Annotated in this window: 16 protein-coding genes; 5 read left to right on the forward strand and 11 right to left on the reverse strand. The window is 63.7% G+C overall.

Translation table 11 applies throughout. The annotated features are described in order from the left end of the window. Positions 1-51 precede the first annotated feature (51 nt). Positions 52-621 (forward strand): hypothetical protein, encoded by a 570-nt coding sequence (locus tag ACLEJW_RS03640; protein WP_145186554.1) that lies wholly within the window; start codon positions 52-54, stop codon positions 619-621. A gap of 51 nt (positions 622-672) precedes the next feature. On the opposite strand, the gene ACLEJW_RS03645 is transcribed toward ACLEJW_RS03640, so the two are convergent. Both ACLEJW_RS03645 and ACLEJW_RS03650 read right to left on the reverse strand, forming a co-directional pair. Continuing rightward, on the reverse strand, positions 673-2,352 hold the full coding sequence (locus ACLEJW_RS03645) for an MFS transporter (protein WP_313294914.1): 1,680 nt from the start codon (positions 2,350-2,352) through the stop codon (positions 673-675). Positions 2,353-2,560: 208 nt separating this feature from the next. Continuing rightward, positions 2,561-3,487, reverse strand: a complete 927-nt coding sequence (locus tag ACLEJW_RS03650; RefSeq protein WP_440776999.1) for an alpha/beta fold hydrolase — start codon at positions 3,485-3,487, stop codon at positions 2,561-2,563. A gap of 227 nt (positions 3,488-3,714) precedes the next feature. Between ACLEJW_RS03650 and ACLEJW_RS03655 the strand changes: the two genes are divergently transcribed. Beyond that, complete coding sequence (locus ACLEJW_RS03655) at positions 3,715-8,625, forward strand: NEL-type E3 ubiquitin ligase domain-containing protein (protein ID WP_440777000.1); 4,911 nt, start codon at positions 3,715-3,717, stop codon at positions 8,623-8,625. 3 nt (positions 8,626-8,628) lie between these two features. On the opposite strand, the gene ACLEJW_RS03660 is transcribed toward ACLEJW_RS03655, so the two are convergent. Then, positions 8,629-11,100 carry a UvrD-helicase domain-containing protein gene (locus ACLEJW_RS03660; protein ID WP_440777001.1) on the reverse strand — a complete coding sequence of 824 codons (2,472 nt, stop codon included), beginning with the start codon at positions 11,098-11,100 and terminating at the stop codon, positions 8,629-8,631. Between the two features lie 216 nt (positions 11,101-11,316). Between ACLEJW_RS03660 and ACLEJW_RS03665 the strand changes: the two genes are divergently transcribed. Next, the gene (locus ACLEJW_RS03665) at positions 11,317-12,015 is read left to right on the forward strand and encodes a pirin family protein (RefSeq protein ID WP_440777002.1); all 699 of its coding nucleotides are present in this window, start codon (positions 11,317-11,319) and stop codon (positions 12,013-12,015) included. A gap of 33 nt (positions 12,016-12,048) precedes the next feature. Here ACLEJW_RS03665 and pgm read toward each other — a convergent pair whose 3' ends face one another. The 6 genes from pgm to ACLEJW_RS03695 form a co-directional block, all read right to left on the reverse strand. Next, positions 12,049-13,686 carry a phosphoglucomutase (alpha-D-glucose-1,6-bisphosphate-dependent) gene (gene pgm, locus ACLEJW_RS03670; protein WP_313294909.1) on the reverse strand — a complete coding sequence of 546 codons (1,638 nt, stop codon included), beginning with the start codon at positions 13,684-13,686 and terminating at the stop codon, positions 12,049-12,051. An 84-nt stretch (positions 13,687-13,770) separates the two neighbouring features. Further along, a complete protein-coding gene (locus ACLEJW_RS03675; RefSeq protein WP_313644023.1) occupies positions 13,771-16,032 on the reverse strand; it encodes an ATP-dependent DNA helicase in 2,262 nt (753 codons plus the stop codon). Continuing rightward, on the reverse strand, positions 16,029-17,675 hold the full coding sequence (locus ACLEJW_RS03680) for a VRR-NUC domain-containing protein (protein ID WP_313455276.1): 1,647 nt from the start codon (positions 17,673-17,675) through the stop codon (positions 16,029-16,031). The genes ACLEJW_RS03675 and ACLEJW_RS03680 overlap by 4 nt, the downstream gene beginning before the upstream one ends. 85 nt (positions 17,676-17,760) lie before the next feature. Continuing rightward, complete coding sequence (locus ACLEJW_RS03685) at positions 17,761-19,062, reverse strand: aminotransferase class I/II-fold pyridoxal phosphate-dependent enzyme (RefSeq protein ID WP_440777003.1); 1,302 nt, start codon at positions 19,060-19,062, stop codon at positions 17,761-17,763. Then, on the reverse strand, positions 19,052-20,395 hold the full coding sequence (locus ACLEJW_RS03690; RefSeq protein WP_440777004.1) for a hypothetical protein: 1,344 nt from the start codon (positions 20,393-20,395) through the stop codon (positions 19,052-19,054). The genes ACLEJW_RS03685 and ACLEJW_RS03690 overlap by 11 nt, the downstream gene beginning before the upstream one ends. Before the next feature lie 402 nt (positions 20,396-20,797). Continuing rightward, on the reverse strand, positions 20,798-21,820 hold the full coding sequence (locus tag ACLEJW_RS03695) for a zinc-dependent alcohol dehydrogenase family protein (protein ID WP_145186587.1): 1,023 nt from the start codon (positions 21,818-21,820) through the stop codon (positions 20,798-20,800). Positions 21,821-22,026: 206 nt separating this feature from the next. Here ACLEJW_RS03695 and ACLEJW_RS03700 point away from each other — a divergent pair, with 206 nt between their 5' ends. Then, positions 22,027-22,941: a LysR family transcriptional regulator gene (locus tag ACLEJW_RS03700; protein ID WP_313294903.1), complete on the forward strand. Its 915-nt coding sequence runs from the start codon at positions 22,027-22,029 to the stop codon at positions 22,939-22,941. Positions 22,942-22,962: 21 nt separating this feature from the next. On the opposite strand, the gene ACLEJW_RS03705 is transcribed toward ACLEJW_RS03700, so the two are convergent. Next, the gene (locus tag ACLEJW_RS03705) at positions 22,963-24,060 is read right to left on the reverse strand and encodes a catalase family protein (RefSeq protein WP_440777005.1); all 1,098 of its coding nucleotides are present in this window, start codon (positions 24,058-24,060) and stop codon (positions 22,963-22,965) included. Between the two features lie 226 nt (positions 24,061-24,286). Between ACLEJW_RS03705 and ACLEJW_RS03710 the strand changes: the two genes are divergently transcribed. Beyond that, positions 24,287-24,652: a low affinity iron permease family protein gene (locus ACLEJW_RS03710; RefSeq protein WP_145186592.1), complete on the forward strand. Its 366-nt coding sequence runs from the start codon at positions 24,287-24,289 to the stop codon at positions 24,650-24,652. A 117-nt stretch (positions 24,653-24,769) separates the two neighbouring features. On the opposite strand, the gene ACLEJW_RS03715 is transcribed toward ACLEJW_RS03710, so the two are convergent. Further along, complete coding sequence (locus tag ACLEJW_RS03715; RefSeq protein WP_145186595.1) at positions 24,770-26,743, reverse strand: BCCT family transporter; 1,974 nt, start codon at positions 26,741-26,743, stop codon at positions 24,770-24,772. Between the last annotated feature and the right edge of the window lie 30 nt (positions 26,744-26,773).

Below are 26,773 nucleotides of genomic sequence, written 5' to 3' on the forward strand. Positions count from 1 at the left end.
AGCCCTGGCTACAGTGCTGCCGTAGCCAGTGCGCCACAACAAGGAAAACCAATGCGCCACGAATTCAGCGACGTGCTCAACGACCTGGTGGATTATTTTCTGCTGGGCGATATCCAGATGCTCGAGCGCTTCAAGCAGGAAAACCAGCTGCCAGACGACCTCGCCCGTGCGTTCACCAGCACCGACAGCGGCGATCAGGCGGTTGCCGAGGGTGTGGTGGTGCCACTGGCCGGCGTCGATAACCTGCCCTATCACATACTCTTCACCCTCGATGGCACCACGCCAGCCTTGCTCGAACCTGGAAGTCGCCTCAAGCACCGGCGCAATGGTTATGTGCTGCACGTCCAGCACCGGGCCGTGATGCTGTACACCTGGCGCATTCTGCAGCACTTCACCAACAAGACCCTGGGCGACCTGCTGGCGCGTTACCAGGTGCCGGGACGGCCGATCATCGAGCTGGACAACGGTTGGTATGACGTCGAGGTGCTGGCCGGAGCGCTGATCCGCGACGGCCTGTACGAACCGGCGTTCGAGTTCGTGCTGACCAAGCGCTGGAGCCGGGGCGAAGCCAAGCAGGTAGACACTGGCTATGCCTTCAGCTTGCGCGGCTACTTCGATTGAGCGTGGCGCTCAGGGCCGCAGGCCTTGGCGCCACCTCACTGGCAGCGCACTTCAGGTGTGATTGATGTCGCGGTCCTTGGTTTCCGGCAGGAAGCAGATCCCCAGCACCGCGGTCATCACGGCAATCACGATCGGGTACCACAGCCCGTAGTAGATATCACCGGTCGCCGCGACCATGGCGAATGCCACCGTCGGCAGAAAACCGCCGAACCAGCCGTTGCCGATGTGATACGGCAGCGACATCGAGGTGTAGCGAATGCGTGCGGGGAACAACTCGACCAGCCAGGCGGCGATCGGCCCGTACACCATGGTGACGTAGATCACCAGGATGGTCAGCAGCAACAGCACCATCGGGTAGTGGATTTTCGTGGGGTCGGCCTTTTCCGGATAACCCGCTTCCTTCAAGGCGCCGCCCAGGGTGGCGGTAAAGGCATCGCTGCGGACCTTGAGGTCGCCAGCGGCCAAGGCGCTCCCCTCGAAGCTTGGGATCACCCGCTCGCCAATGCGCACCTGCGCAGTGCTGCCGGGCTCGGCCGCCTGGTTGGTGTACGGGATCGCGCGCTTGGCCAGCAAGCTCTTGGCAATGTCGCAGGAGCTGGTGAATCTGGCCTTGCCCACCGGATCGAACTGGAACGCGCACTGCGCCGGGTCGGCCACCACCACCACCGGGTTCTGCTCCTGGGCGACGAACACATCGGGGTTACCGTATTGGGTCAACGCCTTGAAGATCGGGAAGTAGGTCAGTGCGGCGATGATGCAGCCGGCCATGATGATTTTCTTGCGGCCAATGCGGTCCGACAGGCTGCCGAAGATGATGAAGAACGGTGTGCCGATCAGCAGCGAACCTGCGATCAACAGGTTGGCGGTCTGCGGCTCGATCTTGAGCATCTGCAAGAGGAAGAACAGCGCATAGAACTGCCCGGTGTACCACACCACCGCTTGCCCGGCAGTCCCGCCGAGCAGCGACATGATGACCACCTTGAGGTTGTCCCAGCGCGCGAACGACTCGGTCAGCGGCGCCTTGGATGCCTTGCCCTCGGCTTTCATCTTGAGGAACACCGGCGACTCATTGAGCTGCAGGCGGATATACACCGAAATCGCCAGCAACACGATCGACAGCAGGAATGGCACGCGCCAGCCCCAGGCTTCGAACACCTCGGTGCCCATCAGGGTGCGGCAGGTGAGGATCACCAGCAGCGACAGGAACAGCCCCAGTGTCGCGGTGGTCTGGATCCACGCGGTGAAAAAGCCTCGCCGCCCCTTGGGCGCATGCTCGGCCACGTAAGTAGCGGCGCCGCCGTATTCGCCCCCCAACGCCAGGCCCTGGAGCAGGCGCAAGGTGATCAGGATGACCGGCGCCGCCACGCCGATGGTCGCATAGCTGGGCAGCAGACCCACCACTGCGGTGGAAATACCCATGATGACGATGGTGATGAGGAAGGTGTGCTTACGCCCGATCATGTCGCCCAGGCGGCCGAACACGATAGCGCCGAAGGGCCGCACGGCAAAGCCTGCGGCGAAGGCCAGCAAGGCGAAGATGAACGAGGTGGTTTCATTGACCCCGGCGAAGAAATGCTTGGCGATGATCGCCGCCAGTGAGCCGTAGAGGTAGAAGTCGTACCACTCGAATACCGTGCCCAAGGAGGAAGCGAAGATGACCTTGCGCTCCTCCTTGGTGATCCCGCGTTGGGGCGCGCTACTGCCCGTGGATGCGCTGTCGAGAACCGCCATGGGTTGCCTCCGTCTTGTCGTGTTCGCAGGCCGGAGTACCCAGTACCCCTTTCACCATCGCACCCAGGCCCTAGGGCTAGCATTGGTTGCGCGAAGCACGACGAGACGCAGGGCCTCGGATCGCAGCAAGGTCATCTCAAGCATAATCCGCTTTGCCGAGATATCCACTGGCCAGCATGCCGACAGTCTGGCCAATGTGGCTGGCGCGTTACTCGTTCACCGCCCGCTGCAGCAACCCGCCCTCATGGCGCGCGAGGATACGCAGCAATTGATCGACCAACGCCCGGTCCGGCGCCTCCAGGTGAAAATGATGCCCGCCTGGGTGCCATGAAACCTTGGCCTGCGCCGGCAAGGCCTCCCGGCGCGCCTCGAAGCCGGTGCCGGCGAACGCACCTTGGCGACCGAACATCAGGTACAGCGGGCAGCGGATTTCCTGCAGCAGCTCGCACGCCTCGCGTTCGGTGAGTGGCATCGGTTCGGGCAGCACCAACCGAGGGTCGTGGCGCCAGCAATAGCCGTCGGTCAACTGCAACAAATCACGCAGCGCCAGGATCCGCGCTGCATCTTCGTTCAGCTCGCCATCCAGGCGCTTGCGCCGCTGCTCCAAGGCTGCCTCAAGGTTGTCGAAGCGGCTCGCCGCAGGCTCGGCAAACCCTTGCAACTGGCTGCGCTGGACCATGCGCTTGAGCCGATAGGCCCGCGCCAGGTGCTGCACGCGCTCGTCTTCGGCAACCGTGAACGGTGCGCCCATGCCGTCGAGAAAGGTCATGCTGGCGATGCCACTGGTCATCGCCGCCAGCACCGAGGCAATGCCGCTGCCCATGCCATGCGCGAGTACATGAAACTGCGCAAGGCCCAGGCTTTCGGCGACGGCAAGCATGTCCTCGGCGTGTTCCCACAGGTAATAACCGCTGTCGTGCCGGCGATGGTCCGAGCGACCGTGCCCGACCAGATCGGGGGCGACCACGAAACAGCCGTCGAGCATGGGCGCCAAGTGCTCGAAACTGGCGGCGTTATCGAGCCAACCGTGCAGGGCCAGCACGGGGATACCGCCCTCCTCGCCCCAACAGCGCACGGCGATTTCGATGCCATTGAGGTCAAGCAGATGGTCCCTGGGTGTCGATGATGAACGCATGAATACCTTCCTGTTTGGAGGCCTGGCACGCGTGCCGCAGCGCAACCACCAGGCCGGGCCTGCAAGAGACTTCGACGTCTTACCTTCTCGCGATGAGCGCCGTCACGTTGCTCCCTGACCGACACAGGCGTAGGCGACACCGACGCATGCCGTGCTACCTATCTACCCCAAGGGCCAGGGCGGGCTCTGTGCTCAATGGTCGCTTCGGCAAACCATGGAGCATCCCGATGAACCCAGTCCGTCCTTATCATGCCCAGCAGCTGGCGCGCAGCCTGCCGTCGTGGACCACGCATCTGCACAGCAGTGCGGTCGAGGCGATCATGAGCGCTCAACGCCACCCATACCTTCAGGCCGATGGCCAGGCCGAACCGTGGTACCTGAGTGCCGCCGCGCAGCAGCGCGAGGCGCTGCGGGCGGCGCTGAAGCAGCGTGACCACAGCCTCGAGGCCTTGCATAAGGCCCTGCAGCCGCTGCAGGGCTTGACCGAGTTTTGCCAGCCGCTGTTGCAGCAGGCGTTGGCGATTCCCGCCGCGGTCGATCGGGCGGTGTATTTCTTCCAGCCGTTCAAACGCCGCCCCTTCGTCCAGGTCGAAGGCGAACCTGGACTGGCGGCAGGGATGGAGCACGAGCAGTTCGAGTACGATCCCAGCGGCACCGCGCGCAAAGTCAGCTTGCTCGAAGCGGCCCTGCACAACTTCGTCGATAGTGCAGAAACCGGCCCCTACAGCGAACTGCACAGCAGCAGGACCGACAGCACGCGGCTGGTGGGCTTGAGCGTGCCCGGATTTGTCCAGACCTGCCGTCAACTGGACCTCGGGCAGCGTTATCAAGATCACCTCGCGAGCCTGTACGACGGCGAGCAGGCAGCACTGCTCGAAGCGCACTGGTGCCAAGCGAGCCGCGACGAGCTGCGGGTTCACGCGCAGATCGCCGCCATGCAGGACAGGCTCGACGCGCTCGGCCTGTCTGCCATCGAGCAGCTGTGTGCCCACGCGCGAACGCCCTCCCATTCCGGCGAGCCCTGGGTGTGCCGGCGACTGGAACTGTTTGGGGTGCCGTTGCACGACGTGTTGGTCATTGGCCCCGCGCAGCCCGGCGCAGCCAACCCGTGCATCCTGTTCATCCCTGGCGCCCCAGACGCGCCGCTACAGCAGTACAGTTCGGCCCAAGCCGCAGCCGCCGGTCTCACCCGGCGCATGCAGCACAGCGCGATGCTGCAGTGGATGATCCGCCGTGCACCGCAGGCTTTGCAGGCAGCGCTCTTCAAGCGGGTGACCGAGCGCCTGTTCGACCGACCGCAACCGCCCACGGTCCCGCCGCTGCTGCCTAAGCCCGACCCGCATCTGGACTTCGCCACCCACCCCCTGCCCGCTGCCCCCTGGGCCCGCCTGTACGCCGCCCATGTCGCCAGGCTCAAGGCTGACGCCGCCTGCCTGGCCGTGCCTACCGCTCAAGTCGACGCCCAGGCGCGACTGGCACTGCTGGAGCATATCGCCTCCGTGGGCCTGGACCTGGCCAATGTGGCCGCGCTGTTCGTCCCTGGGCTCAATGGCGTGATGCTGGCGGTGGGCGGTGCACAGTTGATGAACAGCGTGTTTCATGGCATCGAAGCCTGGGAGCAGGATGACAAGGCCCAGGCAGCCGCCCAGCTGGAGTCGGTCCTGCTCAACATTGCGCTGATGGGCGCAATCGGCGGTGGTGTGGCAGTGCTGAAAAGCTCACGGTTCGTCGACTCGCTGATCAGCATCGAACACGCAGGTGGTGAGCGGCTATGGCGGCCGGAGCTGACGTCTTACGCAACAAACCGCACGCTGCCCGCATCGGTTACGGCCAACGCACGCGGACAGCTGTTTCATCAAGGGCGTTTTTACGCGCGCCTGGACGGGCGGTTATACGAGCAACGCCTAGGCGCTGACGGTCAATGGCGGCTTGTTCATCCGGCCGACCCGCACGCCTACCAGCCTGTCATGCGTCAGGTTGGCGAGGGCGCATGGCGAATCGAAGGCGAACAACCGCTGGATTGGCCGCGACAACAACTGCTCAGACGCCTGGCAGGCAACGCCGAGGACCTTGCCGAGGCCGACCTGGATGCCGCGCTGCGCTGCACAGGCCTGGACGAAGACACCTTGCGCCATGTGCATGTGAGCGAAGGCAACACGCCGCCGCTGCTGGCCGATGCCTTGAATCTGCTGCGGGTCGACCAGAACGTCGACCAGCTGATTGCCGCGCTGCGGCACGGCGCATCGGTGGCAAACTATCCGGGTTACGTCGTCGACCAATTGCTCGAGCTGCCGGGCTGGCCAGCGGATCATCTGGTGGAGGTGTTCGACGGTCCTGAAGCCTGGGGACCTTCAACCCTGTATGGCAGCGCCGCACGCCCTGAAGCCAGCGTCGTGACACTGACGCGCAACGATCTGGAACTGGGCCAGCTGAGCCAGACCGTGCTCAGCCAACTGGACGAGTCGGCAGCGAGCGCCCTGCTACCGAGCATTGCTGAAGCGAACGACCGGGCCAGTGCACTGAACGGCGTGCTCGCCGATGCCCTGGACGCCCATCGCACTGAGCTGATCGAGCGGATATACACGGCCGCCCAGCCACCGCTGAGCGAAGAGGCACAGGTGCTACAGCGCCAATTCAACAGCCTCTCGCAGCGCACCTTGGAAACCCTGGTGGCCCACGCCAGTGCGCTCGAACGCACACGTCTGGGCAGTGGACGCGTGCCGCTGCGCATCGCCGAAGAAGCCCGCAGCCTGCAAGCCCGGGGACGGCTGGACCGGGCCCTGCTCGGCCTGTACCAGCCCAGGTTGGCCAATGCCGATAGCGCGACCTTGCAGCACGCGCTGCAAACGATGTATCCCGAGGCCAGCCCGGCGCAGCGCCTGCAGCATGCCCTGCTCGATCGTCGTCAAACGGCGCGACTGCTCGGCCAGCAGCCGCAACGCGCGGGCTATCGCTCACCCCTGCGCTTGGCCGATGGGCGCTTTGGCTACCCTTTGAGCGGTCGCGGCAGATGGCGCGAGTGGATTCGCCAAGCCACCACCAGTATTGAGGAGCGCAGGCTGCAAGAGCTGTATCCCGCACTATCTGCACCTGAGCGCCGCGCGCTGGTGGAAACCCTGCGCCAACGTGGCGATGCCGCCGAGCAGATCCGTCATCTGCAACGCGAGCGCACCGGCTTGCAACGCCATCTGCAGCGTTGGGTCAGTGAGGCCGACGCAGCGGCACAGCACAGCCGCCAACAGTTCGAACAGGCTATCACCCGTGCAGCGCGTCGCGATGATGGCGCCACCCTCACGCTCGAGCATATGACCCTGGAGCAACTGCCGGCGCTGCCGGCACGCCTGGATCATATAACCTCGCTGAACCTGCAGGGCCTTGGTTTACAAAGCCTGTCGGGCGAATTTCTGCAAAGCTTCCCGCGCCTGGAGCATCTGCGCCTCTCACGCAACCCCCGGTTGCAGCCTGAGTCACTGATGCAGGCGCTCAGACAGGCGCCGCGGCTGCGCACATTGGCCGTGACCGGCAGCCCGATTGGGGCGCTGGACGACGCCGGTCGGGCCACCTTGGCCCATTTGCGGGGGCTGCGAGCGTTGCGTTTGCACGGCGTCGACCTGGCGCTTGGCGAAGCCGACTGGCAAACCTTGGCAGCCTTGCCGCTGGAGCACCTGCAACTGAGCGACAACGCGATTACCCTGAGCGCGCAAGCCGCTGCGCGGATCGGCCAGATGACGCGTCTCACCGAGCTCAACCTGTCGCACAACCCGCTGGGGATGGCGCCTGAGCTGGCCACGCTGGAGCATTTGCAGAGCCTGGACCTGAGTGGCTGCGGCTTGCAGGAATGGCCGCACGGTCTGAGCGCATTGATGCAGCGGCCCGACTACGCGCTGCGGACCCTGCACCTGAGCGAGAACGCCATACACGAGTTGCCGACGCTCGATGACATCCTCGCGTCTGCCTATGCCAGCGACTTGCTGAGCGAACACAGGTTGGCCTGGGAGTTTCATTTCAACCAACTTGCCCCGGAACAAGCGCAACGGCTGCGTGCGATCGGCGTGGGCATCGTCGAGCATGCTGACTTCCTGGCCGAGGACCAGACGGTGGACTGGCGCGCCAGTGCCAACCCCGATCAGCGCCAGCAGTGGGACGCGCTGTTCGACCAAGACAACCACCGTGCGCTGCGAGAGGTGCTGGAACGGGTCGGGCGCTCGGCACAAGCCCAGCACAATCAACAGTCGCTGGGCGCTCAGGTGTGGCGCCTGATAGAGGCCGCCAGCCACGATCAGGGCTTGCGCCAACGCCTGGACGAGGTAGCCAGTGATTTTCCACCATCGTGTGGCGACGCCGGCGCCGATGGTTTCAGCACCCTGGAGGTCGAGTTGCTGGCCTACCGCGAGAGCAGCAATGCCGAGATTCCCACCGCTGATCTATTCGGCTTTTATCGACGCCTGTTCCGCCGTGAGCAGGTCAATGTGCTGGCGGCCCGTATCCACGCTGCGCGGCTCGCGCGTCAAGCCGCTTTTTTGACCTGGCTGGGCGAAGCGCCGGAACTGCGCACGCAGTTTCCACAGCTGCCTGCGCTGGACGAACTCGACGACATCAGCTTGACCGAGCTGGAGCAAGGTGGCGTCGACGATATCGAGATTCGCCTGGCCCTGCGCCAGGCCACGGCGCCGACCCTGGATTTCCCGGAGCCAAGCCAGGACATGCTCTACCGCGAGTCGGCGCACATCAGCAGCATCACCAGCTTCAACGTCGAGCAGGCGGTGCTCGAGCTCGACGGGGATAGCCGCGCGCGCCAGGCATGGATTGCCGCGCAGCCGAGCTGGCGGCGCTTGCTCAGGCAGCGCTTCGCCCTGCACTTCGGAGCACTGGACAGGCGCTGGTATCAGGGCATGGAATACCTGGACTACTGCCTCGACCCCGAAGCAGAGCCGGTGACCGAGCTGGACGGTCGGGTACGTGAGCACTTGGCTGAAGCGCTCCCCGCCCCCTTGCAAGACGGCGCAGGACGGCTGCAGCGCATGGCGCTCAACAGCCAGCAATACCAGGCTGCGCTGGACCGCCTGATGAGCGAGCGCCAAACTGAGCTCGAAGCGCTCTACACGCGCCTGACCCGTCAGCAGGACGCCCTGGGCTAGGCGCTATTGGCCGCGCAAGTCTTCGAAAAAGGCTTGCCGGCCATCGACCTGGCTGGAGGCTCGAGGCACGCCGGCTGCCTCGCCATTGGCCGCCTCCACATGCCAGTAGCAGTGGCTGATCGCCCGCGTCACGGCGACGTAGGCCAGGCGTTGCACTTCCTCTTTCTGCGCGGTATCGAACGGCTGGGCATCGCCCGGGCGACCCAGCCCAGCCTGACGATACACCTGGTTCTTGTACGGCGAGCTGGTCAGGTAGTGACAATCGCCGAGCATGAACACCGCATCGGCTTGCAGGCCTTTGGCGCTGTGGTAGGTCAACTGGCGCAGGCGCCGCTGCTCGGCAGGCAACGCCGCCTCCGCCTGCAACACGCCCTGCAGATGGTCGATCATCAAGGCCCGGTCACTGCCCTTGCGGTACAGCATCATCACCGACTCGCCGCGCGCGTAATGCTCCCTCAGCGTCTCGGCCAAGGCCGCTTCGTCGCGATCGAACACCTTGACCGGCGAGCCCGGCAACTCGGCGGCCGGACCGCTTGCCCGGGCTTTCTTGCCGGCGATGGCCGGCGTGCCCTTGACCAAGTGCTCGGCGGCGTCGATGACCTGCTGCTGGCAGCGGAAGTTGTCGACCAGCATGACCCGGGTGTTGGCAGGCGACGGGAAGGCTTTGACGAACTCCATGAAGTATTTTGGTGAGCTGCCGCGCCAGCCGTAGATCGACTGCCAGTCATCACCGACACACAGCAAAGACGCATGCGCGGCCGTGCGACCGCTGTGCATGGCCGGGCCGCGACGGCGGATTTCCCTCAAGCTGGCGCGCAACCAGCTGACGATTTGCGGTGATACGTCCTGGAATTCATCGATCATCAGGTGTGCCAGCGGCCGCAGCAACGGGTCGGGCAGCAAGCGCAGGTTTTCTTCGTTGTTCTCGCCAAACAGGGCAAACATGCGGTTATAGGTCATCACCGGCGGCGATTGATCCAGCAGGTGCGCCTCCAATGCCTTCCAATACAGCGCCAGCGCTTCGAAGAACAGTGCATCGGAATCGCCGCTGGGGAAACTCATGGCGGCTACCGCTGGATTGACCTCCAGCCCCAGATTCTCGATGAAATTGGCCGCGCCTACGAAGGCATCGAGCAGGGGCGCGGCGGCCAGCTCGCCTTTGACCTTGTATTCGAATCCAGGGCCGGCCACGGCATCGCCTGCGAGCGATGCTGCCAGGCGTCGCGCCATGGCGTAGTTGTCGAGCCAGATCAGCGGCTTGTCGCAGAACGCCTGCAGCAGGGTGCGCTTGACCGCCCATTCGGCACGCACCGCAAGCTTGGCACCTGGGCGTTGGTACTGGGCGCTTTCACCGGGGTCGAAGCCGAGTACGACCCAGGCATCGAGCCCTTCCAGACGCCCGTGCACGTGAAAGCGGCTGCCGCGCACGTCGACGGTTTCGCGGCACGGCTCGATGCCTGCAATCGGCCAGGCGCCGGCGGCGAACCAGAGATCTTCGATGACGTCGCACAGCTCTTCGTCGCGTTGGGCCGCCAGTTGCGTCACCTGCACCCGCTTCTGTACATCGGGATGTTCAGGGTCCAACGGCTTGAGCTGCAGGGCTTCGCGGCGCAACGTGGCAATCAGCTCGGCGAAGCGTGGACTGTCCTTGAGCAAAGCGCTGTAGCATTGGTTGAGCTGCTGACGCTGAGCCTCGTTCAAGCGCAGCTCGAACGGATTGCTGTCAGCCTGGGCTTCACTGCCGGCCAGCATGTCGTTGCCCAGTGTCTCGAAGGCCCGTAACTGGCCAAAGCCAGGCAAGCTGCGCACCAGGGGCAGGATGCGTGAATGAAAGGTGCGAACCAGTTCCCGCGCCTTGACCGGTTGCAAGTTGATCTGCCACAGCGCGAACACCTGGAGCAGGCGCTTGATGAAATCCTTGCGCGATTCGCGGGTGAAGGTCACCACGGTCATCGCGTCGAGCTCGTAGCCCAGGTAATGGCGCAGCAACAGGATGCGCAGCACCAGCGAGGTCGACTTGCCCGCCCCCGCGCCTGCAACCACGCAGGTGGAGGGCGTGTCGCTGAAGATGAGCTTCCATTGCGCAGCGCTGGGCTGGGACTCGGCGGGCAAGCGCTGGGCGACATCGGCCTTGAAGCGCTTTTTCAGATCGGCGCTGATGGGCAAGCGCCAGTCATCGAAGAGGTTATCGTCCTGGCCCGGTACCGCCGCCGTATCAGGGCGGGTATCGCGTATCACCAACACCTGCCGGCCGGCCTCGTAACCCTCCGCTCGCCCCCGCTCGAGACCGTCGCGCACGCCGTCGGCGTGGCCATCACGCTGGCCGAGGAGATGGCCGTGAAACCAGGACTCGCGGTGCTGTACCCGCAAGCGGTTCAAACCATGCTCCAGCAAACGGGCGAACAGTCGACGCAGCCACGGCAGCTGGGCAGCAGGTTTGAGTTCGGCAAGGGCCTGGGGTTGCTCGGGGGCCACGGTCACTCCGGTTGAATCGAAATGTCGGACATGGTGGCTGTAATGACTGAAAAGTGCCAGCGATTGCTGGAAGATCAGAGAATTAGGCGATGAACCGCAGAATCAGTCTCAGTTAAAAGATCGAATGGATGGATTGTTTTAAGCCGATATTTACGCTTAATTTCGATCATTCAGTCGCGCATCATGGTGACATTCCCTGATTCGAGGAGCACCACGATGCTACAGCTTCGACCTTTTGCAGAACTTGGCCACGCCAACCACGGCTGGCTCGATGCGCACCACCACTTTTCCTTCGCCGAGTACTACGACCCGGCGCGCATGCACTGGGGTAACCTGCGCGTGTGGAACGACGACCTGATCGCTGCCGGCAGTGGTTTCCCGCCGCACCCGCACCGTGACATGGAAATCATCACCTATGTGCGCGAAGGCGCCATTACCCATGAGGACAGCCTGGGCAACAAAGGCCGCACTGACGCAGGCGATGTGCAAGTCATGAGCGCCGGCAGCGGTATCGTGCACAGTGAGTACAACCAGGAAGACATCGATACGCGAATCTTCCAGATCTGGATCGTTCCGCAAAAAGCGGGCGGTGCACCCTCCTGGGGAACTCGTCCGTTTCCCAAAGGGGAGCGCGGCGAGGGGTTCATCACCTTGGCCAGCGGTCGCGCCGATGACGAGGACAGCTTGCAGATCCGCGCCGATGCCCGTCTGCTGGCGGCGACCTTGCACGCTGGTGAAACGGCCGAGTACCGCTTCGAGGCCGGGCGCAGGGGCTATCTGGTGCCCGCCAAGGGATTGGTCGAGGTCAATGGCGTACGCGTCAACGCCCGCGATGGCCTGGCGATCGAGCAGGAAACGCTGCTGCGGGTGAGCGCTGAGCAAGACAGCGAAATCGTCCTGGTGGACGTCGCTTGAGGAAAACGGGGCCGCCTTGCGGCCCCTCGGCCATCAAGCGATGGCGGCATCGACCAGCACTTGCGCCTCTTCGACCAGACGCTTGAGGTGCGCCTCGTCGACGAAGCTCTCGGCGTAGATCTTGTAGATGTCTTCGGTCCCCGACGGACGCGCGGCGAACCAGCCATTGGCGGTCATGACCTTCAAGCCACCGATCGCCTGGCCATTGCCAGGGGCCTGACTGAGGATCTGGACGATCGGCTCGCCCGCCAGCTCAGTGGATTTAACCTGCTCTGGCGCCAGTTTGCTCAACGCCGCTTTCTGCCGCGCATCGGCCTTGGCCTCGACGCGGGTCGCGTACGGCTTGCCGAGCGCGGCAGTCAGCGCGTCGTAGGCCTGGCTAGGATTGCGCCCCGTGCGCGCAGTCATCTCGGCCGCCAGCAGTGCTGGGATCAGACCGTCCTTGTCGGTGGCCCAGACCGTGCCATCCTTGCGCAGGAACGACGCACCTGCGCTTTCTTCGCCGCCGAAGCCGAGCGTGCCATCGAACAACCCCTGAGCGAAGAACTTGAAGCCCACCGGCACCTCATACAGCTGGCGGCCCAGACGCTCGGTCACGCGATCGATCATGCCGCTGGATACCACCGTCTTGCCGACTGCGGCGTCGCTGCGCCATTGCGGGCGGTGGCGGTAGAGGTAGTCGATGGCAACAGCCAGGTAGTTGTTCGGTTGCAGCAGGCCATCGGCGGTGACGATGCCATGGCGGTCATGGTCAGGGTCACAGGCGAAGGCCACGTCGAAGCGCTCGCGCAGGCCGATCAGGCCTTGCATGGCGTAGGGTGAGGAAGGATCCATGCGGATCTGCCCGTCCCAGTCCACGCACATGAAGCGGAAGGTTGGATCGACCTCGGTGTTCACCACTTCGAGATTGAGCTGGTACCGCTCGGCGATCGCCGACCAGTAGCGCACCCCAGCGCCGCCCAGCGGGTCGACGCCCAGGCGCAGGTTGGCGCTGCGGATGACGTCGAAGTCGATGACATTCTCCAAATCGGCCACGTAATGGCTGACGTAGTCATGACGCTGGGTGGTAGCGGCTTGCAGCGCCTGACCATGGTCGATGCGCTTGACCCCGGCGAGGCTCGCCTCCAGCAGCTGATTGGCCTTGGCCTCGATCCACTTGGTGACATCGCTGTCGGCTGGGCCACCATTGGGGGGGTTGTACTTGAAGCCGCCGCTTTGCGGAGGATTGTGCGAGGGCGTGATGACGATGCCATCGGCCAGCCCGGTGCTGCGCCCACGGTTGTAGCACAGGATCGCGTGGGACACGGCAGGGGTCGGCGTGTATTCGTCGTCCTTGGACAGCATCACCTGCACACCATTGGCCGCCAGCACCTGCAACGCGCTGGCCGCCGCAGGGGCGGACAGCGCATGGGTGTCGGCGCCGATGAACAGCGGCCCGTCGATGGCGTGCTCCTGGCGATACAGGCAAATGGCCTGGGTAATCGCCAAAACATGGTGTTCGTTGAAGCTCAGGTCGAACGAGCTGCCGCGGTGCCCCGAGGTGCCGAAGGCCACCCGCTGCGCTGCCACGGCAGGGTCTGGGCGGCCCGTGTAGTAGGCGGTCAGCAGGCGGGGAATATCGACCAGCACGCTAGCGGGAGCCGGCTTGCCTGCCAAAGGACTGAGCGTCATGCAAAAACCTCGAGTTCAACGAATGTGGGGGTTTGAACACGCAGTGTACTGGGAGTTGCATGGCCGTGCGAAGGGGCTGGCGGTTTAGTCGCCGGCAAGTTGCCACCACGTGGGGAACATCTGTTGAACCCGCGGCTCGGCGAATCGCTCGTCGATCAACACCAGCACGCCACGGTCTTGATCGCCGCGGATGACCCGCCCAGCGGCCTGAATCACCTTGCGCACACCGGGGTACAGATAGGCGTAGTCGAAACCCGCGCCAAACTGGCGTCCCAGGCGCTGTTTGAACTGCTCGTTGATTGGATTGACCTGTGGCAGGCCCAAGGTGGCGACGAATGCGCCGATCAGACGGGTGCCGGGCAGGTCCACCCCTTCGCCGAACGCCCCACCGAGCACAGCGAAGCCGACGCCCTGCCCGTCCGCCACGAAACGCTCGAGAAACGCCTGACGCGCCGCCTCGTCCATGCCTGGCGCTTGGGTCCACAGGGGGATGCCTGGGTGCTGCGCAGCGAGCAGGCTGGCCACCTGCTGCAGGTATTCGAAACTGCTGAAGAACGCCAGGTAATTGCCCGGCAGGCGCTGGTATTGCTCGGCGATCAACGCAGTGATCGGCGCCAGGGATGCCTGCCGCGCGTGGTAACGGGTCGACACCTGGCTGGCGATGCGCACCTGCAGTTGCTCGGCGCGAAACGGCGCCGCCACCTCGAGCCAGGCGGTATCGGCGGGCATGCCCAGTAGATCGCTATAAAAGCGCCGCGGGCTCAAGGTCGCGGAAAACAAGGTTACGCTGCGTGCTGCACGCATGCGCGGTGCGAGCAACCTGGCCGGGGTGACATTACGCAGGCACAGGCTGGCCAGGCGTTGTTTGCCCGAACCCTGGCGCAAGCTGATATCGAACAGGAAATGCTCGTCGAACAGCTCGGCCACTCGGCTGAACTGCAAGGCCTGGTAAAAGAACTGCAGCACCTGCGGGTCAACCTCGGCGGGGCGTTCGTTCAGGCGCTCCTGGATCAGGCCGATGCATTGCTGCAGCGCACGCACGAACGCTTCTGGAAGCTGCTCGCTGGCCTGATACGCCGCCTGCTGGGTCTTGAACAAGGCGTTCCACTGTCGATTGAGCCGGTCCAGCGCGCTGACCAAGCCTTGAGGCTTGCTGCGGCGCAGCGCGCGCAACTGGCCTTGATCGAGCGTCGCGCTGTACATGGCGCGCCCGCGCTCGACCAGGTTGTGCGCCTCGTCGACCAGCACCGCGATGCGCCACTGGTTCAACTGGGCGAGGCCGAACAACATGGCGTGGGCATCGAAGTAGTAGTTGTAGTCGGCCACCACCACATCCACCCAGCGCGCCATTTCCTGGCCCAGGTAGTACGGACATACCTGATGGGCCAAGGCCACTTCGCGCAGTACCGCGCGGTCGAGCATGGGCCGCGCGGCGGCGGCCTGGCGCGCGGCCGGGAGGCGGTCGTAAAAGCCCTTGGCCAACGGGCAGGACTCACCGTGGCAGGCTTTGTCCGGGTGTTCGCAGGCTTTGTCGCGGGCGATCAGTTCCAGCGTGCGTAGCGCAGGTTGCGGGGTGGCTGCGTGGATTTTCCCCAGGGCGTCGAGGGCCAGCGCTCGACCAGGCGTCTTGGCGGTAAGAAAGAACAGCTTGTCCAGCTGCTGCGGGACCATCGCCTTGAGCAATGGGAACAACGTGCCCAGGGTCTTGCCGATGCCGGTGCTGGCCTGGGCCATCAGGCAGCGCCCAGTGCTGACTGCCTTGTACAGGGTTTCTGCCAACTGCCGCTGGCCCTGGCGAAATGCCGGGTAGGGGAACGTCAGGGCTTGCAGGCCCTCGTTACGCGCAACCAGGCGCTGTTCCTGGGTCTGCGCCCAGGCGAGAAAGCATTGACACTGGGCTTCGAAGAAGCTCTGCAGTTGCGCGGCTGAATAGTGTTGACTGATCAGCGTCTGCTTGTCGCTGTCGACGTCCAGATAGACCAGGGCAACCTCGATGCTCGGCAACTGACGCACCTGGCACAGCAGCCAGGCATACACCTTGGCCTGCGCCCAGTGCAGCTGGCGGTGGTTGTCAGGCTGGCGCGCGAGATCACCACGGTGCGTTTTGATCTCTTCCAGGCGATTGGCCGCCGGATCGTAGCCGTCGGCACGTCCGCGCACGCGCAGGCCTTGGCAATCGCCCTCCAGGGTGATCTCCGACTCGTAGCCGGCAGCGCGACGCGCCACGACCCGGCGGTGCCCTTCGATGCCCTCCTGGGCCGTCGGGGACGGGGTGAAACGCAGGTCGAGGTCGCCGACCTTGGCGGTGAATTCGCACAGCGCGCGGACCGCCACCCGATAACTCACGCAGCGCTCCAGCGCACGTGACAGACCGCCACCGGCAAGCCGTGCTCGGCGCAAAACTGCAGCCAGCGCAATTGGTTGTCCTGCAGGCGATCACCTGGCCCCTTGACTTCGACCATGCGGTAGCACTGCTGCTCGGGCCAGAACTGAATCAGATCGGGCATACCGGTGCGGTTGTTGCGAATATCTTGTAGCAGGCGCAGGAAACACTGCTTCAAATGCGCTGCCGGCAAACAGGCCAAGGCTTGTTCGAGCAGCGCTTGGCTGAGCATGGACCAGAACACGAACGGCGATTGCAGGCCCTGCTTGGCCGTGAAGCACTCCACGATGGCCTGGCGGTGGGAGTCGTCGTCCAGTCGGCCCAGGCAGGCTGCGAAATACGCGGTGCGGCGCTGCTGGAAGTCGCTGTCATGCAGGTCTTGCGGCGCTGCCTGGAAGGGGTTGAAGAACGCCCCCGGCACCGGCGCGAATATCGCTTCCCAGCACAGCAGGCCGAACAGGCTGTTGAACAGGGTGTTCTCCACGTAGTGCACCTGCCCGCCCGCTTGCGCCAGATGTTGGCGCACGGCCTCTTCGACGCCGAGCGCTGCCTGCTCACGTGGGAGTTCCAGTTCGATCAATTGCAACGGCGCCGGCCGGCGCCGTGGCTGCGGCGGCCCGCCCAGCTTGCGCGCCAGGCGCGGCAACATGCGCTCCAGTGCCTGCACCTCCAGCGGATTGGCCGGCGCGGCAGCCAGCTTCAACGCCAGCATATGCGCCTGAGCCCAGCGTTCACTGCGTTCCAGCACGCGGACCTGGCGAATTCGCGCCTGCGCGTGGCTGCTGCGCGCATACACCGACAAAGCCTGGTCCCAGTCACCGAGCCGCTCGCACTGTTGACCCACGGCGAACAGCAAGCGCGCCTGACGCCGTGCCAGCCACGCATTGTCAACGTGCAGACTGGCCAGGGTGGTGAGGATGGTCGCGGGCGCTTCGCCTTGCTCCAGGCGCTCGACGCACTGGTGCAAGGCAATGGCCTGATCCACCTCGCTGCGCTGCTGGAGGGCCCGCGAATCGGCGCTGAAAGGCACTTTTTCGAAGCGCAGCACGCCCATGTCGGCGAGGACGAACTCTGACCAGTCCTGGTACAAATTGCCGAAGAACAGCAGGCGGATGCGGTCGCACAGTGGTTGCAGGCACCACTGCACGATGCGCACTGACCCGCAGCCGAACCATTCGGCCAGGGGCCTGGGGGCCAGGGCCAACGCCTGTAATTGTTGCAACAGCTCGTGCTTGGCTGCCCGGGGCTTTTCCAGGTGCTCGGCGAAGCCCGCAGCGAGTTCGTCCTTGCGTAGCAGGTGGAACAGTTGCTCAAGACTCAAGGCCGCAGGCTCACATACCCATCCAAGCGCCATCAGCGGCTGCAGCGCCTGCGCCGTGTCGCCGATTTCGGTGTATTCGAGGCGGTCGCTACGGAACAGCTCGCCTTTGCGCATGACCATGCGCACCAACAACGCCTGGGCGGGCTGAGCGAGCTCGGCGAAAGTACGGATGAACGCCGATTCCTGCTCATCGAGCAAGTCGGCATAACGTGACTCGACCCACAGCAGTACCTGGCGGAAGTTATGCAAGTAGTACAGCGGGTCATCGACGGAATGGGCAATCACAAGGCGAGGTCGGGCAGCGAAAACGAACACTGTTTATACATACAGATCCGGCCATCAGGCAAGTTCAGCGGTCGATTACCCACACCTACCGACGAGTGGCATCGCCGTTCAACTTCTGCAACGCCTGCACCAGCGCCTGGGGGGATTCGCCCACCCAGCGCAGACTCACGTAGCGCTCGTAGCGACCGGGCAAACCATATTGCTCACCCGCCACGGCATGCAGAGCAGAATCTGCCGTGGCTGCCAGCACGGCAGCGCTCGACCACGCCTGGGCCAGGCGCAACCACAGGGTATGTCCGCCTTCTGGCCGCTGATACTCCACCTGTTGACCCAACGCCCCGCGCAAATGCTGGCAGAGCTGCTCCATGCGCTGCTGCAGCGCCAATCGTGTAAGCCGCAGCTGCGCATCGATGTCACCTGCGACAAGCAGCCGGGCCAATGCCTGCTGACGCAGTGGGCTGATCTGGAAGTCGCGCAGGGCGAATGCCTGGTGCACGGCCGGCGCGCGCCCCAGCAGGTAGGCATAAGGCGCCTCAGTGCCGACTGCGGCCTCCATCGAACCCAGCACCAGCAAGCTGCGCGGGTCGACCCAGTCGCGCAGGCGCGACGCAGCGGGTGCGGTAAAACACAACTCGCTGTCCAGATCGTTTTCCAGCAACCACACCGCATGCAAGGCGAGTACGTCGGCAATCTGCTGGTGAACCCGTCGAGCCATCAACCGACCCAGCGGCGCACTGAGGCACGAAGGCAGGATGACCAGGGCGATCGGCTCGGCGACCAGCAACCTGGCGAGGGTAGTCACCTCAGCGCTGCCGTCGGGGCCTAGCGGCAGCTCCACGACCCGCACAGCGCAGCGCTGGAGCGTGCGCAGGATCCGCCAGCAGCAAGGGGTTGCCACCAACACGGTACTGCCGGGCGGTGCCAGCGCAGCGAGCAGCGTCTCCAGCACGGCCTGCACATCTGGCCCCAACTGCACATCATCTGGCCGCCAGACCTGCGGGGCATTGTGGGTGTAACGCTGGGCCAGGGCTTCGCGCAGCTGCGCACCGGCGTGCGCTGCGCCAATACGCGCTGGCGAGCGGCCCAAACGCCGCTCCTGGGCCAACAATGCGCGCTCCAATGCCGGTTGCGCCACTGGCGTGTGGCCGACGTCGGCGCGTATCGGCGCTATGGCGACCTTGGCGAAGTAGCCCGACTTGGCGATCGATCGTACCCTGCCCTCGCGCTCGAGCAGGGTGTAGGCCGCTTGCACGGTGGCCAACGATACCCGCAAGCGCCTGGACAGCGTTCTCAGCGACGGCAAGCGTGGCTGCCCGCCTCGTTCGGCATCGTCGATCAAGGCCGCCAGGTAGCGATACACCACTTGATAGGCGAACTCACGGGCCATCGAAAAGCCGCAGGTGCACATCTCGCCCGGCCAGATAGCCTAGCCATCGCGCCGCACTCGGCTGCGCAGGCGCATCGTAGATCATGCGCAATTGCGCAAGCGGCAGACCGCTGACATTCACGATCCAGTCCCTGACCGCATCCGGGCAGGCCTTGCCTTGCAGGGCCCGATGCAGATAAGGCAAAGCGACCAGCATGTCGGGATGGCAGCACTGCAGAAAACGCTCGAGACCGGCGCCGCGGTCGCTAAATGGCCGAAAGAACATACAGGCCAGTTGCGCTGGCTCAAGGCCCGGAGGCTTGGCATCGCCCACCAGATACAAGCTTCCGGCAGAAGATGTACCGCCGGGTACCGACGCTGGACTGACCGGCGCACACGCAGCTGCCTGGCAACGCGACGCCAGGTCTTGCAGGTGAGCCAGCGCCAGGGGGTCGATGAACCCCGCCAATGACGGTGCCTGCGCCCCTGGCTCGAAGCCCCAGCCCATCACCCGGTCCAGGCCGGCATCACACAACAGCGAGGGGAGCAGATCGTCGAGGCCAAGCACCTGCAGCGGTATCGCCCTCGGCGTTGAGCGGCCCGACACGTGCGCCATCGGCTCCAAGGAGCCGGCGGCCCCGTGCAGATGCCCTAGCCGCTCGACCAGTTCATCGAGGCAGTGGGGCAGCGCGTCGTCGACCGCCACACCCGCCAGTTGCAGACTGCGCCGGGCCCAGCCGAGCAAGCGCCTGCGCTGTCGAGCAGGCAGGGCTGTCACCACGGCGTCCACGCTGGGGTACCCGGCCAAGGCCAGGCGCACGGCATCGGCCAATTCCAGATAGGTTCGGCTACCGAGCAGGGCGCGAGGCCTGGCATCGACCACGTGGCCGAACAACAGCATGGCTTGACCCGCCGCTTGGCCACGCGGGCCGGCGCCGCTGGGTTGGCGGGCAAATGGCACCACGGCTGCGCCTTCGAGCATCTGCACTTGTACCCGCGGGTCGTCATGCATGAACAGCGCGTCGAAGCCACGTTCATGCTGCTCCAGCATGGCTTTGCTGTTCGCCGGCAGGCAGCTTGTCAGTACCTGAAGCTTGAAGGTCACTGGCGCCCGCAGGGCGATGCTCAGTTGTGCTGCTCGCATCACTGCCAGTAGCCGTGCACTGCAGCGATCGCCACCTTGCACCAGCAGCAACCTGAACGTGCCGATGTATTCCGGCCCGCCAGCGACCACCAGCAATCGCTGTATCAACAATTGCAGTGAGGCGCGCTGCGTTTTGCTCATGTGATTCAACAAGCGCTCGAGCACCTGTTGGTAGATAAAGTTCATGGCCTGGTCGTGAACGATACTCACCGCACTACCCCGCCGGGTATTTCAGTACCGCCATTGCGGCGAAATGCTGCATGTTCAGGTATTGAAAACTTAGGAAGTTTCCTACAAGAATATAGGAAGCCTGCTAGTTGCTTATATGCTTGCCCTAGCCGCCTGAAAACAACTACCGGCATGGGCGACAACAACGCCCTGGGCCGTGCTCCACCGCGCTTGCTCGGGTTCATTGTCCGCTCCTTGGGTCCGTTTGGTTCAGGTCATTATCGAGTCTTGCCAAACGAATAAAAGATACAGATGGCATTGAAAAAACCATTCAGAAATCAGTCAATACGCAGGCGATCGTGCACCGCTCCAATTACTTAGGCTAGACGGCAAAATGCAAAAAACCGGGCATATGCCCGGTTCTTTGGTTACCAACTAATGCTGTCAGGTGCGCGTCATGTCTAGCACCACGCGCCCGCCACATGGGCATTCATCCATGTAGCGATGCGCCTCCACCACGTCGCTGAATGGGTACACTTTGATGATCTGCGGGGTCAGCAGCTGATCGGCAGTGAACTGATTGATGTCGCGCAGCGCCCGCTGCAGTGCGACCTGATCCTGGCTGATGCCCAGTTCTGGCTTGCCGGTGAAGTTGCCGATGCAGTGCACATAGAACTGGATGTTCTTCTGGAACGCCGCGCAGGCCGGAAACGGCGTCTGGTTGCCGCCTTGCAGACCATACAATACCAGGCTGCCACGGGGTGCCAGCACATCACCGAGCAACGACATCTGTGGGCCGCCCAGACCGTCGAGGACCATATCGACTCCACGCCCGTCGGTGTACTTGCCGATCTGCATCAGCAGGTCCTGCTCTTCGGTGACGATGACCTTGTCAGCGCCCAGACTCAGCAGATAGTCACGCTGTTCCGGCTCCTTGGTGGCGGCGAAGACTTTCAGGCCCAGCGCCTTGCCCAGTTGCACGAACGCCGGCCCTGCGCAGTGGCTGGCGTCGGTCACCAGCGCGCTCTGCCCGGCCTTGGCCCGCGCCAGGTCGACGTAGGCGAAATAGGCGATCAGCAGCGGCGTGTAGTGCACACTGGCCTCGATCGGCGTGAGCAGATCCGGGTAGCGGGTGATGGCGCTGCGCGGCAGGACGATGACATCGCCGTACACCGGATGGTCATTGGCGCTGGTGGCTGGGAAGCTGGCAACCCGATCGCCCACGCTGATGTCATCGACACCATCGCCGACCGCAGTCACCACACCGGCCATTTCGTGGCCGATGCCGGCCGGCAGGCGTGCTTGCGAGGGCGCCAGGTTCTGCCGCCAGAGCACGTCGTACCAGCTCACGCCAATGGCCTCGACGCGGATCTGCACTTCACCGACGGCTGGTGTCGGTTCGGCCTGCTCCTCGCAGCGGAGCACGTCGGCAGCGCCGAACTTGTGGAACCGGATGATGCGGGACATCACATACCTCGCCTGTGTGAATCTCGTATTACCACGGACTTTATCCGGGCTTTTGCCGTTAGACCATCAGTGGCTATTAATAGTCGACATGCCTGTCATCGATTGGGCACCTGACATTCCTGTGCATTGGCCCCCGGAAATCGGTGCAGGGTAACAGCCTTTGGCCTTAAGATTCACCCCGGCCCCATTTTTGACGAAGCGCACCGATGAATCGAAACGACCTGCGTCGCGTAGACCTCAACCTGCTGATTGTGTTCGAAACGCTCATGCACGAGCGCAGCGTGACCCGCGCGGCAGAGAAGCTGTTTCTCGGTCAACCGGCGATCAGCGCCGCACTGTCGCGCTTGCGCACGCTGTTCGATGACCCATTGTTCGTGCGCACTGGTCGGAGCATGGAGCCCTCGGCGCGGGCCAACGAGATCTTCGCCCTGCTCTCGCCAGCGCTGGACTCGATTTCCACGGCGGTCAGCCGCGCCGCCGAGTTCGACCCGGCCACCAGCAACGCGGTGTTCCGCATTGGCCTGTCGGACGATGCCGAGTTCGCCCTGCTGCCGCAGCTGCTCAAGCGCGTGCGCGCCGAAGCGCCAGGTATCGTCCTGGTGGTACGCCGGGTCAATTACTTGTTGATGCCCACCTTGCTGGCCTCCGGCGAAATCTCTGTCGGCGTCAGCTACACCAGCGAACTGCCGGCCAACGCCAAGCGCAAGGTGCTGCGCCGCAGCAAGCCCAAGTTGCTGCGCGCCGACAGCGTGCCGGGCAGCATCAGCCTCGATGACTTCTGCGCCCGCCCCCATGCACTGGTGTCATTCGCCGGCGATTTGTCCGGTTTCATCGATGAGGCCTTGGAAGCGATCGGCCGCAAGCGCCACGTGGTGCTCGCGGTGCCGCAGTTCAACGGCCTGGGCAGTCTGCTGGCCGGCACCGACATCGTCGCCACCGTGCCTGACTACACCGCCGATGCGCTGACCGCAGCCGGCGGCTTGCGCGCCGAGGACATGCCGATCCCGGTGCAGACCTTCGAGCTGCACATGGCCTGGCGCGGCGCCCAGGACAACGACCCGGCCGAACGTTGGTTGCGGTCGCGAATACAGATGTTCTTTGGGGATCCTGACAGCCTCTAAACCCTCCAATCCTGCCCCACCTCAACGCGGCTCGTGAATCGGGCAGCCGTTGTGCGCCGCGCGGAACCCTGCCGACATCTCGTAACTGGGCTTGCGCACCCGCATCACCCCACCCAACGGACGATGTGCCGCCAACCCATGCCAGGGGCTGAACGCCATGCCGTCATCGATGGCTCGCTGCTTGTCTGCATCCCATGAGGGCTGTGGCGCCACGCTGATGCGCGCCACAGTCACATACGGGCTCTGATCTTCCGGCCATTGCACTGTGGCATCCTCGATCGGCATCTGTTCGATCGAGGTCGCGAGCTGCACGCGGATTTCCCAGACGGCGGCATGCTGATCGAAAAACTCGCTGACGACCGTGCGCAGCACGTCGGGGTCGTCACCCGCATCGAGTTTCTTGTCGGTCAGCGCTGTCAGCTCTGGGGAAACCGGCACGACGGCGATCTTGGCGAAGTAAGGGCCGTACAGCACCGGCACCACCGTGCTGAAGGACTCGCCCAGGATGTGGGTCAACGGGTGCCCACCCAAGCTTTTCAACGCGCCGCTTTCGCCACCCAGCGCCTCGAGCGTCGCTTCGACGCCGCGCAACACGGCAGAAACCGCCTGCTTGGTTCGTGGCGCCTTGTCGGTGGTGGCAGCCAGCATTTTCAAGGTCTTCAAGAATGCCTTAGGTGTCGGGGCGGTGAAGGCCTTGGCGTTCTGCATCACAAAGTCCTGGGTAGTGTCCCCTTCACTGCCGGGCAAGCGCGGCCCGTCGACGCCGATGATCTTGATTGCCAGCCCCCGCGGGGTCGACACTTTGTCGTTGAGGATATCGCCAGGATTGGTCGACAGGCGCAGGACGACCGGCAAGGTGCCGGGCTTGGCGAATGCGCCCTGGGCCAGCGCCGGGGGAAGATTGTCCAAGATCTCGACGTGGCCATGCAGCAGCCCGTGGGCCTTGGCATGCACGCTGCGATTGGCGTGAGCGTTGTCTTTGAAGGTGGTCTCGAGAATCCCGTGGAGGGTTTCGGCCAGTGCTTTGCTGGTTTCAGCCTCGTCATCGGGAATTTGTTCGAACGACGGCTCGAACGGGATGGGTTTGACTTGCAAGGTCAGGTGGGAAATTTCGGCCATGCGCCTATCCTCAGTCAGTCGTACCACAGGGTGTGGGCTGAACAGCGACCCGGTTAAAGATGCAGACGCCGAGGCCGCATGAAAGTTGTCAGCAGGCCCTGTGCCACGCGACCGGAGGTTGAGGTCTGTACCGCCTGTTGACTTGCCCCCAATGGCCTACGCAGTTGTAAAAAAAAATTTCTAAGCCCTGTGGCTGTCCCAAGTCAGAGACAAATCGGAGGGCACCATGAAATTCGCGCAATTCTGTCAATGGCTGGCGGACCGTTCCGGCAAGCCAAGCACCTTTCTCATCGCAGTGGTACTGATCATCCTGTGGGCGATTTCAGGCCCCTGGTTTCATTACAACGATACTTGGCAACTGATCATCAACACCTCGACCACCATCGTCACGTTCCTGATGGTGTTTCTGATTCAGAACACGCAGAACCGCGACAACGACATCCTTCATGTCAAGCTCGACGAGCTTATCCGCGCTACGCAATCGGCGCAGCGCTCTGTGCTTGATCTCGAGGCGATGGACAACAAGCAACTGCGGGCGTTGCGCAAGGAGTACCGCGCGCTGGCCGAGCATCGTTCGAAAACCGAGCACTGAGTGACGTCCAGCATCTCGCCAGCAACGAAGCGGCGCCAAGAGCCTCAGCCTTGGCGCCGCTTTGATGGACAAGCAAACGTCCATGGACGTCTGCCGGCACTGCATTGAGTGGTTCGCTCAGCTCACCACATGCAAGTAATGCAGGTGCCGCTCGTATTGGTCGAGGATATCGCCAATCACGTCTTCTCGACTCCAGCCCATGATGTCGTAATCCTGGCCACCTTCACGCAGGTACACCTCGGCGCGGAAGTATTTACGCGCTTCGCCGCCATCTTCGGTATCGCGCATCACAAAGCTAGGCGTGTTGAAAGCCCGGGGGCGAACTTCGTATTTGAATCGGCCTTCACCGGCATGCGACAACTCCAGCGCTACGCGGCCATCCTCCCGCTCTTCCACTGCTACGTCATAGCCTTGCTTGCGCAGCTCTTGTGCCACCTCTTCGCAGGCGGGCCTTACCACGTCGGTAATGAAGCGCGACACGTGGGCACGGCGCGGCATCATGGCGATATTGCGCAGTCGACGCTGCCAGCCGCCGTGGGACTGCCGATCCTGACGCAGCCCAGGCAACGCCTGATTGCGCAGGCCGCGGCGGGTGGCATCCAGGCTCAGCGCCTTGAACAGGCCATACATGGCGATCAACAGGATGACAGCGAACGGCAGAGCGCTGGCAATGGTAGCGGCTTGCAAAGCCTTCAGCCCGTTGGCCAGCAACAAGGCGATCGCCACTGCGCCAATGCTCACCGACCAGAAAATGCGCTGCCACAACGGCGAGTGGCCTTTACCCGAGGAGGCCAGCATGTCCACGACCAGCGCGCCGGAGTCGGCAGAAGTGACGAAGAACACCATGACCATCAACACCGCGACCAGCGACACCACGGTAGGCCAGGGGAAGTGCTCGAGGAAGGCGAACAGCGCAAGTGAGCTATCCTGCTCGACCACTGCCGCCAGGTCCTTGACCCCATCGACGAGAATCATGTGCAGCGCCGAATCGCCGAATACCGTCATCCACAGCAAGGTGAAGCCGGCCGGTACGAACAACACGCCGCAGACGAACTGGCGAATGGTTCGCCCCCGCGAGATGCGGGCGATGAACAAGCCGACGAAGGGCGACCAGGACAGCCACCAGCCCCAATACAGCAAAGTCCAGCCGCCAATCCAGTCGGTGGGCTCATAGGCGAACAGGTTGAAGGTCTTGTTGACGATGTCCGACAGGTAGGCGCCGGTGTTCTGTACGTAGGCCTGCAGCAGGAACACGGTCGGTCCGACGATGAGCACGAACAGCATCAGCAGTACGGCAAGGCCAAGGTTCAGCTCGGAGAGGATACGAATGCCCTTGTCCAGCCCGCTGGCCACCGACAGGGTGGCCAAAGCGCAGGTCACGGCGATCAGGATTACCTGGACCGTGGTGTTGACCGGCAGACCGAACACATGGTGAAAGCCGCTGTTCATCTGCAGTACACCGTAGCCCAGCGATGTGGCCACACCGAAGACCGTGCCGAGGATGGCGAAAATGTCCACGGCATGGCCAATCGGGCCGTAGATCCGTTCACCGATCAGCGGGTAGAGCGCCGAGCGCAGGGTCAATGGCAGACCGTTGCGGAAACTGAAGTAGGCCAGGATCAACGCGACGATAGCGTAGATAGCCCAGGCGTGTAGACCCCAGTGGAAGAAGGTGATGTTCATCGCCTCTCGCGCTGCGGCCACAGTGCCAGGGTCGCCAACCGGGGGTGCGGTGAAGTGCATGACCGGCTCGGCCACGCCGAAGAACATCAAGCCGATCCCCATGCCTGCCGAGAACAACATCGCGAACCAGCTTTTATTCGGATAATCCGGCTCGCTGTGATCAGGCCCCAGCTTGATGTCGCCATAGCGGCTGACGGCCAGGAACACCACGCTGATCAGCACCAGCGCCACAGTCAGGATGTAGAACCAGCTGGCGTTGGTAATGATCCATTGCTGGACCATTTCGAACAGCGTCTGGGCGTGCTCCTGGAAAGCCGTGGCGTATAACACCAGCAGGAAAACGAGTATTGCGCTCGTGTAGAAGACGGGTGGGTTTAGGGTGCTCCTGCGTTTGTTTTCGGCAGTCATTGCGGCACTACTCCTCGTCTGCGGTGAGCG

It is taken from the genome of Pseudomonas sp. SMSB3, assembly GCF_052041965.1.
Taxonomy (GTDB): domain Bacteria; phylum Pseudomonadota; class Gammaproteobacteria; order Pseudomonadales; family Pseudomonadaceae; genus Aquipseudomonas.

Excerpts from the sequence above, each read along its gene's own strand:
- ACLEJW_RS03640 (WP_145186554.1), top strand. The coding sequence starts at position 52 with ATGCGCCACGAATTCAGCGACGTGCTCAACGACCTGGTGGATTATTTT.
- ACLEJW_RS03700 (WP_313294903.1), top strand. The coding sequence starts at position 22,027 with ATGAATCGAAACGACCTGCGTCGCGTAGACCTCAACCTGCTGATTGTG.
- ACLEJW_RS03655 (WP_440777000.1), top strand. The coding sequence starts at position 3,715 with ATGAACCCAGTCCGTCCTTATCATGCCCAGCAGCTGGCGCGCAGCCTG.
- ACLEJW_RS03665 (WP_440777002.1), top strand. The coding sequence starts at position 11,317 with ATGCTACAGCTTCGACCTTTTGCAGAACTTGGCCACGCCAACCACGGC.
- ACLEJW_RS03705 (WP_440777005.1), bottom strand. The coding sequence starts at position 24,060 with ATGGCCGAAATTTCCCACCTGACCTTGCAAGTCAAACCCATCCCGTTC.
- ACLEJW_RS03695 (WP_145186587.1), bottom strand. The coding sequence starts at position 21,820 with ATGTCCCGCATCATCCGGTTCCACAAGTTCGGCGCTGCCGACGTGCTC.
- ACLEJW_RS03645 (WP_313294914.1), bottom strand. The coding sequence starts at position 2,352 with ATGGCGGTTCTCGACAGCGCATCCACGGGCAGTAGCGCGCCCCAACGC.
- pgm (WP_313294909.1), bottom strand. The coding sequence starts at position 13,686 with ATGACGCTCAGTCCTTTGGCAGGCAAGCCGGCTCCCGCTAGCGTGCTG.
- ACLEJW_RS03650 (WP_440776999.1), bottom strand. The coding sequence starts at position 3,487 with ATGCGTTCATCATCGACACCCAGGGACCATCTGCTTGACCTCAATGGC.
- ACLEJW_RS03685 (WP_440777003.1), bottom strand. The coding sequence starts at position 19,062 with ATGGCCCGTGAGTTCGCCTATCAAGTGGTGTATCGCTACCTGGCGGCC.
- ACLEJW_RS03710 (WP_145186592.1), top strand. The coding sequence starts at position 24,287 with ATGAAATTCGCGCAATTCTGTCAATGGCTGGCGGACCGTTCCGGCAAG.
- ACLEJW_RS03715 (WP_145186595.1), bottom strand. The coding sequence starts at position 26,743 with ATGACTGCCGAAAACAAACGCAGGAGCACCCTAAACCCACCCGTCTTC.